Source organism: Pseudomonas sp. 20P_3.2_Bac5 (assembly GCF_025466035.1).
Classification (GTDB): Bacteria; Pseudomonadota; Gammaproteobacteria; order Pseudomonadales; family Pseudomonadaceae; genus Aquipseudomonas.
Genome location: NZ_JANLOA010000105.1, coordinates 297,343 through 308,067 on the forward strand (window position 1 = coordinate 297,343; position 10,725 = coordinate 308,067).

General features: G+C 60.2%; 9 protein-coding genes. 1 reads left to right on the forward strand and 8 read right to left on the reverse strand.

What is annotated here, in order from left to right; genetic code table 11:
- Nucleotides 1-6 precede the first annotated feature (6 nt).
- The 5 genes from fkpB to murJ form a co-directional block, all read right to left on the reverse strand.
- On the reverse strand, nt 7-444 hold the full coding sequence (fkpB, locus tag NTD88_RS20125; protein ID WP_110969577.1) for an FKBP-type peptidyl-prolyl cis-trans isomerase: 438 nt from the start codon (nt 442-444) through the stop codon (nt 7-9).
- Complete coding sequence (lspA, locus tag NTD88_RS20130; protein WP_095154383.1) at nt 437-952, reverse strand: signal peptidase II; 516 nt, start codon at nt 950-952, stop codon at nt 437-439. Before lspA ends, fkpB begins: the two co-directional genes overlap by 8 nt.
- The gene (ileS, locus tag NTD88_RS20135; protein WP_095154382.1) at nt 945-3,776 is read right to left on the reverse strand and encodes an isoleucine--tRNA ligase; all 2,832 of its coding nucleotides are present in this window, start codon (nt 3,774-3,776) and stop codon (nt 945-947) included. The genes lspA and ileS overlap by 8 nt, the downstream gene beginning before the upstream one ends.
- Complete coding sequence (gene ribF, locus NTD88_RS20140; RefSeq protein WP_262128095.1) at nt 3,773-4,723, reverse strand: bifunctional riboflavin kinase/FAD synthetase; 951 nt, start codon at nt 4,721-4,723, stop codon at nt 3,773-3,775. The genes ileS and ribF overlap by 4 nt, the downstream gene beginning before the upstream one ends.
- A gap of 118 nt (nt 4,724-4,841) precedes the next feature.
- Nucleotides 4,842-6,380 carry a murein biosynthesis integral membrane protein MurJ gene (murJ, locus tag NTD88_RS20145; protein ID WP_262154600.1) on the reverse strand — a complete coding sequence of 513 codons (1,539 nt, stop codon included), beginning with the start codon at nt 6,378-6,380 and terminating at the stop codon, nt 4,842-4,844.
- A 253-nt stretch (nt 6,381-6,633) separates the two neighbouring features.
- On the opposite strand from murJ, the gene rpsT reads away from it, so the two are divergent.
- Complete coding sequence (rpsT, locus tag NTD88_RS20150; protein ID WP_095154376.1) at nt 6,634-6,906, forward strand: 30S ribosomal protein S20; 273 nt, start codon at nt 6,634-6,636, stop codon at nt 6,904-6,906.
- A gap of 128 nt (nt 6,907-7,034) precedes the next feature.
- On the opposite strand, the gene NTD88_RS20155 is transcribed toward rpsT, so the two are convergent.
- From NTD88_RS20155 to NTD88_RS20165, 3 genes are read right to left on the reverse strand one after another with little or no spacing between them, the layout of a single operon-like run.
- The gene (locus NTD88_RS20155) at nt 7,035-9,338 is read right to left on the reverse strand and encodes a PqiB family protein (RefSeq protein WP_095154374.1); all 2,304 of its coding nucleotides are present in this window, start codon (nt 9,336-9,338) and stop codon (nt 7,035-7,037) included.
- Nucleotides 9,331-9,954, reverse strand: coding sequence for a paraquat-inducible protein A (locus tag NTD88_RS20160; RefSeq protein ID WP_095154372.1), 624 nt, complete (start codon nt 9,952-9,954; stop codon nt 9,331-9,333). Before NTD88_RS20160 ends, NTD88_RS20155 begins: the two co-directional genes overlap by 8 nt.
- Complete coding sequence (locus tag NTD88_RS20165) at nt 9,941-10,600, reverse strand: paraquat-inducible protein A (protein WP_095154370.1); 660 nt, start codon at nt 10,598-10,600, stop codon at nt 9,941-9,943. The genes NTD88_RS20160 and NTD88_RS20165 overlap by 14 nt, the downstream gene beginning before the upstream one ends.
- Nucleotides 10,601-10,725 lie beyond the last annotated feature (125 nt).

A 10,725-nucleotide genomic window follows, 5' to 3' on the forward strand; every position in this document is an offset into this window, starting at 1 on the left:
CCAGGCTCAGAGGGCCTTCACCTCGAGGATTTCCACCTCGAAGTTCAGGGTCTTGCCAGCCAGGGGATGGTTGAAGTCGACGGTCACCTGAGCGTCGTCGAACGCCTTCACCACACCGGGCAGTTCCGCGTTGGCCGCGTCGTTGAAGATGACCAGCAGGCCCTCGGACAGCTCCATGTCCTGGAACTGCGAGCGCGGCATGATCTGTACGTTCTGCGGGTTGGGCTGGCCGAAGGCGTTCTCGGGGGCAACGGCTACGCTGCGCTTGTCGCCCGCCTTGAAGCCAAAGATGGCTGCCTCGAAGCCGGGCAACAGGTTGCCGTCGCCCACTTTGAATACCGCCGGCGCCTTGTCGAACGTGCTGTCGACGGTATCGCCGTTTTCCAGATGCAGTGCGAAGTGCAGGGTGACTTCGGTGTTCTGGCCGATACGGGTTTCAGTCATGGACGGGTTCTCCGGACTTTTTGCTCTTGAACATATCCAGCGCCAGCATCACCGCGCCTGCGGTAATGGCGCTGTCGGCCAGGTTGAAGGCCGGGAAGTACCAGCGGTTCTGCCAGTGCACCAAAATGAAATCGACCACATGGCCCAGTACGATACGGTCGTACAGGTTGCCCAGAGCGCCACCGAGCACCAGCGCCAGCGCGACCGCCAGCCAGGTTTCGTTGCGTCCAAGGCGCTTGAGCCAGACCACCAGCACCGCACTGACCACTACCGCGATCAGGGCAAACAGCCAGCGCTGCCAGCCGGAGCTGTCAGCCAGGAAGCTGAACGCGGCACCGGTGTTGTAGGCCAGGGTCCAGCTGAAGTAGTCGGGAATGACCACGATCTGCTGGTACAGGCTCAACGCACCTTCGAAGTAAAACTTGCTGGCCTGGTCAAGGACCAGGACCAGCACGCTCAGCCAGAGCCAGGCAAGGCGTCCGAAACGCCCCGCAGCCACATTAGGCATAGTGACGCACCTCACCGCTGCCGCTGATGTTGTCGACGCAACGACCGCAGATTTCCGGATGCGCAGGGTTGATCCCGACGTCAGCGCGGAAGTGCCAGCAACGGCCGCACTTGGCGTGACCGGACTTGACCACTTTCAGCTTCAGGCCGGCGACATCGGTAACCACGGCATCGGCCGGCGCTTCGACAAACGGCGCGACGCTGGCCGCAGACGTGATCAGTACGAAGCGCAGTTCGTTGCCCAGCTTGACCAGATCGTTGCCCAGGGACTCGTCGGCGAACAGGGTCACTTCGGCTTGCAGGTTGCCACCGATGGCCTTGGCCGAACGCTGGTTCTCCAGTTCCTTGTTGACCGCGGCCTTCACCGCCATCACGCGATCCCAGTAGGCACGATCCAGTTCGATGCCTTCCGGCAGCTCAGTCAGGCCCTGGTACCAGGTGTTGAGCATGACCGACTCGTTGCGCTCGCCCGGCAGGTACTGCCACAGCTCGTCGGCGGTGAACGCCAGGATCGGCGCGATCCAGCGCACCAGCGCTTCGGAGATGTGGTACAGCGCGGTCTGGCAAGAACGACGGGCAACGCTGTTGGTGCCAGTGGTGTACTGACGGTCCTTGATGATGTCCAGGTAGAAACCACCCAGCTCCTGCACGCAGAAGTTGTGGATCTTCGAGTAGACGTTCCAGAAACGGTATTCGCTGTAGTGCTCTTCCAGCTCGCGTTGCAGCAGCAGGGTACGGTCAACCGCCCAGCGATCCAGCGCCAGCATGTCTTCGGCTGGCAGCAGGTCGCGGGCCGGGTCGAAGCCGGACAGGTTGGAAAGCAGGAAGCGCGCGGTGTTGCGGATGCGGCGATAGGCATCGGCGCTGCGCTGCAGGATCTGGTCGGAAACCGCCATCTCGCCGGAGTAGTCGGTGGCCGAAACCCACAGACGCATGATGTCGGCGCCCAGGGTGTCGTTGACCTTCTGCGGCTCGATGGTGTTACCCAGCGACTTGGACATCTTGCGACCGTTTTCGTCGACGGTGAAGCCGTGGGTCAGCAGTTCGCGGTACGGCGCATGGTTGTCGATCGCGCAACCGGTCAGCAGCGAGGAGTGGAACCAGCCGCGGTGCTGGTCGGAACCTTCCAGGTACAGGTCGGCGCGCGGACCGGCTTCGTGGCCAATGTTGTGCGAACCGCGCAGTACGTGCCAGTGCGTGGTGCCGGAGTCGAACCAGACGTCGAGGGTGTCGGCGATCTTGTCGTACTGGGCAGCCTCTTCACCCAGCAATTCGGCGGCGTCCAGCTTGAACCAGGCCTCGATGCCTTCTTGCTCGACGCGCTTGGCCACTTCTTCCATCAGTTCGACGGTGCGCGGGTGCAGTTCGCCGGTCTGCTTGTTCAGGAAGAACGGGATCGGAACACCCCAGTTACGCTGACGCGAGATACACCAGTCAGGACGGTTGGCGATCATCGAATGCAGGCGCGCCTGGCCCCAGGCCGGGACGAACTTGGTGTCTTCGATAGCCTTGAGTGCACGCTCACGCAGGGTGTCGCCGGTGTCCGGCTGCTTGTCCATGCCCACGAACCACTGCGCGGTGGCGCGGTAGATCAGCGCGGACTTGTGGCGCCAGCAGTGCATGTAGCTGTGGCTGATGGTTTCGGTGAACAGCAGCGAGCCGACTTCGGCCAGCTTGTCGACGATGTGCGGGTTGGCTTTCCAGATGAACTGGCCGCCGAAGAACTCCAGCGAGTCGACGTACACGCCGTTGCTCTGCACCGGGGTCAGGATGTCGTCGTTGACCATGCCGTAGCGCTTGCAGGTGACGAAGTCGTCCTCACCGTAGGCCGGCGCGGAGTGCACCACGCCAGTACCGGCGCCCAGCTCGACATATTCGGCGAGGTAAACAGGCGACAGACGGTCGTAGAACGGATGGCGGAAGTTGATCAGTTCCAGCGCCGAGCCCGGCGCGGTGGCAATGACCGAACCTTCCAGCGAGTAACGCTTGAGGCAGGACTCGACCAGTTCTTCGGCCAGCACCAGCAGCTTGTCGCCGACGTCGACCAGAGCGTAGGTGAATTCCGGATGGATGTTCAGCGCCTGGTTGGCCGGGATGGTCCACGGGGTGGTGGTCCAGATCACGATGGAAGCCGGCTTGGGCAGCGAAGCCAGGCCGAAGGCGGCGGCCAGCTTGTCTTCATCGGCGGCCTTGAAGGCTACGTCGATGGTCTGGGATTTCTTGTCGGCGTACTCGACTTCGGCTTCAGCCAGGGCCGAACCGCAATCGAAGCACCAGTTGACCGGCTTCAGCCCCTTGAACACGAAACCGTGCTTGACGATTTCAGCCAGGGCACGGATTTCGCCGGCCTCGTTGGCGAAGTCCATGGTCTTGTACGGGTTGTCCCAGTCGCCCAGCACGCCCAGACGGATGAACTCGGCCTTCTGGCCTTCGATCTGCTCGGCGGCGTAGGCACGGCACAGCTCGCGGGTCTTGTCCGCGGTCAGGTGCTTGCCATGGGTGACTTCGACCTTGTGCTCGATCGGCAGGCCGTGGCAGTCCCAGCCCGGAACATAAGGCGCGTCGAAGCCGGACAGGGTCTTGGAGCGGACAATCATGTCCTTGAGAATCTTGTTGAGCGCGTGACCGATGTGGATCTTGCCGTTGGCGTAGGGCGGGCCGTCGTGCAGGACGAACTTCGGACGATCCTTGCCAATTTCGCGCAGCTTCCGGTACAGGCCAATACTGTCCCAGCGCTGCAGGATCTGCGGTTCGCGCTGTGGCAGGCCGGCCTTCATAGGGAAGGCGGTGTCCGGAAGGTTAAGCGTGGCTTTATAGTCGGTCATTTCAGGCTCTTCGTTAGCGGTTGAGCGTGCCAATGGGCACGTGCGGCGGCGATATCCGCATCGATCGCCGACTTGAGCGCCTCCAGGGAGGCGAAGCGCTGCTCTTCGCGCAGCTTGTGGTGGAATTCCACCGTAAGGCGCCGGCCATACAGATCACCGGCAAAATCCAGCAGATGCACTTCCAGGTGGGCGCTACCATCCCCGGAAACGGTTGGCCGCACGCCAATATTGGCAACACCGGGCCAAGCCTTGCCATCGATTGGCACACTGACCAGGTAGACCCCGCTCAGCGGCACACGACGGCGCTTGAGTTGTACGTTGGCGGTGGGCGTGCCCAACTGCCGAGCCAGCTTCTGTCCGTGCAGTACTCGACCACTGATGCGGAATGGCCGCCCCAGCAGGCGCTCGGCCAGCACGAAGTCCGCAGCGGCCAGTGCATCGCGAACCTGCGTGCTGCTGACCCGCAGCCCGTCGAGTTCGACGGTCTGTGCCGCCTCGACGGAGAAGCCATGGCGGTTGCCCGCATCCTGCAGGAAGGCGAAGTCGCCGAGACGGTCGCAACCGAAGCGGAAGTCGTCACCGACCTCAAGGTGCTTCACACCCAGCCCGTCGACCAGGATGGTCTCGACGAACTCGCTGGCGCTGAGCCTGCTCAGGCGCTGGTTGAACGCCAGGCACAACACCCGGTCGACACCTTCGGCAGCCAGCAGGGCCACCTTGTCGCGCAGGCGGGCCAGACGGGCCGGAGCGGTTTCCGGAGCGAAATATTCACGCGGCTGTGGCTCGAAAATGACCACGCAACTGGGCACACCCAGCTCTACCGCGCGCTCACGCAGACGCGCCAGGATGGCCTGGTGGCCGCGGTGAACACCGTCGAAATTGCCGATAGTTGCAACGCAGCCCCGGTGCCGGGGGCGAAGGTTGTGGAGGCCTCGAACCAGCTGCATAACGCGCTTCTTGCTCATAAAGTGGTCGATTATAACCACACCCGGGCGCCGACGACAGGCAACAGCGCGAAGCCAGGACGTGGATCGTACAAAACCGACGTCCGGCCCGCGCCGTCCGTCAGTGCAGCGCCTTGCGGGCGAAGTCCCGGGGGCGGAAGCCGAACAGGAACAGGCTGCCGAAATAGGTCAGGATGCCGGCCGCAATCAGCGCGCCCAGCCGCAAGAACCGCATCAACATATCGCCCTGCGCCCAAGGCGGCATGAACATCAGGCCAACGATCAGTACGGCCGACATCAAAATCACCGCAATCACGAGCTTGGACAGAAAACGCCCCCAGCCCGGTTGAGGTTCGAAAAGACGCTGCTGACGCAACTTCCAATACAACAGACCGGCATTGAGGCAGGCACCGACGCTGATCGCCAAGGCCAGTCCGGCATGCTGCAGTGGCCCGACAAATACCAGGTTGAGCAATTGCGTCGAGATCAGGGTGAAGATTGCGATCTTCACCGGAGTACGGATGTTCTGCTGCGCATAGAAACCGGGAGCCAGCACCTTGATCAGGATGATGCCGAGCAACCCCACCGAGTAGGCAATCAGCGCACGCTGGGTCATCTGCGCGTCGAACGCGCTGAACTTGCCGTACTGGAACAAGGCCACGGTCAAAGGCTCCGAGAGGATCGCCAGGGCCAAGGCACACGGCAGCACCAACAGGAAACACAGGCGCAGCCCCCAGTCGAGGATCTGCGAATACTGTTGACGGTCCCTGTTGGCGTAGGTCTTGGCCAGGGTCGGCAGGAGGATGGTGCCCAGCGCCACGCCCAGGACGCCGGAAGGCAACTCCATAAGGCGGTCGGCGTAGTACATCCACGACACCGAACCCGCCACCAGGAAGGAAGCGAAAATGGTGTTGATGATCAGCGAGATCTGGCTGACCGAGACGCCAAGGATCGCTGGCAGCATTTGTTTCAACACTCGCCAGACACCGGTGTCGCGGACATTGAGGCGAGGCAGCACCAACATGCCAATCTTTTTCAGATGAGGCAGTTGATAAAGCAGTTGCAACAGGCCACCCGCCAGCACCGCCCAGCCGAGCGCCATGACCGGCGGATCGAAATAGGGCGTGAGGAACAACGCGAAGAAAATCATCGCCACGTTGAGCAGGGTTGGCACGAACGCCGGCACCGAAAAACGGTTCCAGGTATTGAGGATGGCGCCGGCCAGGGATGACAGCGAGATCAGCAATATATAAGGAAAAGTCACACGTAACAGATCGGTGGTGAGGTGAAACTTTTCCTCGCTATCGACAAAACCAGGTGCCGTAGCCCAGACCACCCAAGGGGCGGCCAACACGCCGACCACAGTGACCAGTGCCAGCACCAGGGTCAGCAGGCCGGCGACATAAGCGACAAAAGTGCGGGTCGCTTCTTCACCCTGCTGGGTTTTGTATTCGGCCAGTATCGGCACAAATGCCTGGGAAAATGCGCCCTCGGCGAAGATCCGGCGCAACAGATTGGGCAGCTTGAAGGCAATGAAGAAGGCGTCAGTTGCGACTCCAGCACCGAAAATACGCGCCAGAATGGTGTCCCGTACAAAACCCAGCACACGCGACACCATGGTGATGGAGCTGACCGCAGCCAGGGATTTGAGCAGATTCATCGAAAGTTTTTCATGGCAGATAGATGAAGGGCAGGCCGAAAGCCATCCGGATATGCGATACTGCGCGCCGTGCAAAAGAGGCAGCGCAAAAGCTCCCGAGTTTACAGGTCATGCACCAGAAGGGAATCATCCCGATGGAGAGATTGGCCATTGGGCGGAACTCCGCCCTCGGCCTTGACAACCGGTCAACTCATCGGCATGATTCGCGGCCTATTTTGTTTGCTATTTACCAAGTCTTTCGAGGAGCTCGACGGTGGCCAACTCACCTTCCGCCAAAAAACGTGCAAAACAGGCTGAGAAGCGTCGCAGCCACAACGCCAGCCTGCGTTCCATGGTTCGTACCTACATCAAAAACGTAGTGAAAGCCATTGACGCAAAAGACGCCGAAAAAGCGCAAGCTGCTTACACCCTGGCTGTACCTGTAATCGACCGTATGGCCGACAAAGGTATCATCCACAAGAACAAAGCTGCCCGCCATAAAGGCCGTCTGAATGGCCACATCAAGGCGCTGAAAGCTGCTGCCTAAGCGACAAGCTTGTTAAAAAACCGACCTCAGGGTCGGTTTTTTATTGCCTGCGATTTGCTGAGAACCCTTGGGAGCGCGGTGTGATTCACATCCAGGCCCGCGGAAAACTCCACGGGCCCGGGCACGGATTACTTACCGAGCGGGATCTTCGGCGCCCATTGCAGCCACTCATCTTCTGCCTTGTCGAACAGCGCGAAGGTCTGCTGCGGTAATGCCGGCTTGCCGATTTGTTCACCATCCGGCGTCGCAAAGGCGATACCGCCCTGGATCAGGGTTTCCAAGGACTCGGTCCGTACCGTTGCGCCCTTGAAGAGGCCCAGCTCAAAGCCGAAGCCACTGCTGTTCCAGAAGCGACTGCCGCCCCGAACCAACGCCGCGTAGCGCGGTTCGATCAAGATGTGGATCAGTACCCGATCCGCCGTCTGCCCCAATTCGAACCCCGTCACCTTGCCGACCGGTATCTCGCGATAAGTCACAGGCACGCCAGGCTTGATCGACCCGCGTCGCGCCGCACTCAGCACAAGCGCCAGGCCCTCTGGAGGCCCAAGGACCTCTGGCTTCTCGGGCAAGGCCACGAAGTCACGCTGCGGGCCCGGGCTCTTGGCCGCAGGCTGCACTTCCAGATACTGGCCCGTCACCAGAGTGCCCAGGTTCTCGGTCTTGACGATACCGAGCGCTGGCTTGACCACCCAGAACTGGGTACCGACCCTGGCGATTCGCTCCGGCACTTCGGTTATGCGCGCCTTGAGCAAGACGGATTGCAAGTCTGCACTCAGGTCGACCCCTTCTACCTTGCCAACATCCAACCCCTTGAAGCGAATAGGCGTACCGACTTTCAGACCATCGGCATCAGCCACCTTGATCGTGATCGCGGTACCCGAAAGGTTCGCCGCCTCCTGATTCTCGTGCAGGCGGAATGTAGGAATACGTCGCTTGAGAGCAACGTTCGGTACCGGTGTATCGAAGGATATCCCTCCTGCCATCAAACTCTGCAGCGACTCACTCTTGATCTGTATGCCTGACAGGCCGCCCGTAAGGGTAATGCCACTGGCGTTCCAGAACCGTGTAGAGCCATTGACCAGGCCCGCGTATTCCGGCTCGATGTGCACGCCAATCAGCAGGCGCTTTTGCTGCTTGCGGGAGAACTGGTAGCTCTGCACCGTACCCACCTTCACTTGCCGGTAGAGGACGGGACTTCCCACCTCCAGCGAGCCGAGGTTGTCGCTGAACAGCACCAGGTGCAGACCTGGAGCCTTCAAGTCGAGCGGAGGGGCCTTGGCGCGGGCTTCGAACTCACGCTGCGGGGATGCCCCTTTATCACCCGGGCGAATCGCGATGTAGTTACCCTTGACCAAGGCCTCGAGACCGGTGATGCCCGCCAGGGAAATCGAGGGCTTGACCACCCAGAATTGAGTGCCCTCCACCAGATAGTCTTCCGCCAGCGGGTCCAGGGTGAGCTCGGCCATCGCACTGTTCAGATCGCTCTCGACCTTGAGAGCCTTCAGCGAGCCAACCTGGATGCCCTTGTACATGACCGGGGTACGGCCAGCCTGGAGCCCCTCGAAGTCATTCAGCTTCACCTTTACCCGAATCCCGGCCTGGGCAGCATCGAAGTCTTCATACAGCCGGAACGGCAGGCTCGGGTCGGTGGGCGGGCTGTCCTTGCGGTGCTCTGGCGTGGCAAAGGCAATGCCGCCCGCCACAATACTGGCCAATGATTCACTGCGGATCTTGACCCCCGACAGGTTGGCATCGACGCTGACGCCGCTGGCATTCCAGAAACGCGTGTGTTTACGCACCAACGGCGCATAAGCCGGCTCAATGAAAACCTTGATTTCCACAGTGCCCTGGTCTTCTGCCAACCGGTAACTCTTCACCCGACCGACCTGAATCTGCTTGTAGAACACCGGACTGTCACGATTGAGCGAACCCAGCCGGTCGGCCTTGAGCGTCAGATGCAGCCCCGGCTCACTATCGGATAACGGAGGAGCTTCCGGCAGCGCGACGAATCGCTTGGTTGGCTCTCCATCTCCTGGGCTGACCGCGATGTAGTTACCGGAAACCAGCGTTTCCAGCCCGGTAATGCCCGCGAGCGTTACGCTGGGCTTGACCAGCCAGAAGCGCGTATTGGCCAACAAATGAGGCTCGGCGGCCGAGCTCATCTCGATGGTGGCAATTACACCGGTATTACTGCCTTTGGCGTCCAGCACCAGGCTCTTTACCTTACCGACCGGCATACCTTTGTAGACCACTTCGGTCTTGTTCGCGACGATACCCTCGCCACTCTCGAAACGGACCTCGATATCTACGCCAGACTGCCGGTAGGCCTGCCAGCCCAGCCAACCACCGATGACCAGCGCGATCAAAGGCAAAATCCAGATAGCCGACCAATTCGAAGCGGGGCGGGTTCTAGCCGTAGGCAAATCACTCATGGTCGTCGTCCGACTCCGTGTTATCCCAGATAAGTCGGGGATCGAAAGTTACTGCTGCAAACATCGTCAATATCACCACACTGGCAAAGGCAATCGCCCCCAGGTTGGCCTCGACACTGGCGATGCGACCAAAGTTGACCACCGCCACGAGAATGGCGATGACGAAGATATCCAGCATCGACCAGCGCCCGATGAACTCGATGAAACGGTACATGAGGATTCGCTGGCGAGCGGACAACGGTTGATGACGCTGCACTGAATAGAGCAACAAGGCGATGCCCACCAGCTTGAAGGTCGGCACCAGAATACTGGCGATGAACACCACGGCAGCAATTGGCAACATGCCGTGCTTCATCAAGGTAATGACGCCGGACATGATGGTGTCCGGACTACCCTGCCCCAGCGTACTGACCGTCATGATCGGTAGCAGGTTCGCCGGGATATAAAGAATGGCTGCAGTAATCAGCAAGGCCCAGGTTCTGGCCAGGCTATTGGGCCGGCGCGCATGAACGATCGCACCGCAGCGTGTACACGTCTGGGCGCTAGTATCAGGCTCCTGACGATTGAGCTCATGGCACTCGCCGCAAATCAGGACCCCTGCATCAATCGCCCGCATGCAAATCCTCTCCAGATAAAGCTACCCAGATCTGATGTGGTGACATCACCACTTCAAGCCAGACCTGGACCAGCAACAAACTGATGAAACACAAGAGCCCCAGCCCAAGGCTCAACTCGGCCAAATCCAGCAGCTTGACGATAGCGACCAGCACACCCATGAAATAGACCTCGAGCATGCCCCAATCGCGCAGATGGTGATAAATGCGGTAGAGGAGCAATCCGTAGTTCCTACCGACATTCCAACGAATACTCAGCAGCACAGCGAGCTGACATAGCAGTTTAAGTAGCGGAATAGCCATGCTGCACAGGAACACCACAACAGCGATGCCGCGCATTCCGGTGCTATACAGCCCGATCACACCACTCCACACCGTATCGTCGGCGCTTTGCCCCAACAGATGGAGTTGCATGATTGGCAAGAAGTTCGCGGGCACATAGAGCAGTAAAGCAGCCAGGACCAATGCGAGGCTCCGCTCAACCACATTATGACGGTGGGCGTAGAGCTCATACCCGCAGCGCGGGCATTGAGCCTTTTCGTCTCGACTGAGCACCGGCTTGCGCATCAGCAGGTCGCACTCATGGCAAGCAACCAACTGATCGAGGGGCAGATTCGCGAGCGGCCGAACGTCGGCGGGATCGGACATAAATAGATTCTGAATAAGATGTCGGGCTCTATTCTAGTGCTCTTGCTCACATTTGTGGGAGCAAGGACAGCCAGTCTAAGCATTCTGCTGAAGCGTTCAAGCCGCCAAAACAGCGCTGCCTAAGC

Coding starts and splice junctions, on each gene's coding strand:
- fkpB (WP_110969577.1), bottom strand. CDS start 444: ATGACTGAAACCCGTATCGGCCAGAACACCGAAGTCACCCTGCACTTC.
- NTD88_RS20160 (WP_095154372.1), bottom strand. CDS start 9,954: ATGCGGGCGATTGATGCAGGGGTCCTGATTTGCGGCGAGTGCCATGAG.
- NTD88_RS20155 (WP_095154374.1), bottom strand. CDS start 9,338: ATGAGTGATTTGCCTACGGCTAGAACCCGCCCCGCTTCGAATTGGTCG.
- murJ (WP_262154600.1), bottom strand. CDS start 6,380: ATGAATCTGCTCAAATCCCTGGCTGCGGTCAGCTCCATCACCATGGTG.
- ribF (WP_262128095.1), bottom strand. CDS start 4,723: ATGCAGCTGGTTCGAGGCCTCCACAACCTTCGCCCCCGGCACCGGGGC.
- NTD88_RS20165 (WP_095154370.1), bottom strand. CDS start 10,600: ATGTCCGATCCCGCCGACGTTCGGCCGCTCGCGAATCTGCCCCTCGAT.
- lspA (WP_095154383.1), bottom strand. CDS start 952: ATGCCTAATGTGGCTGCGGGGCGTTTCGGACGCCTTGCCTGGCTCTGG.
- ileS (WP_095154382.1), bottom strand. CDS start 3,776: ATGACCGACTATAAAGCCACGCTTAACCTTCCGGACACCGCCTTCCCT.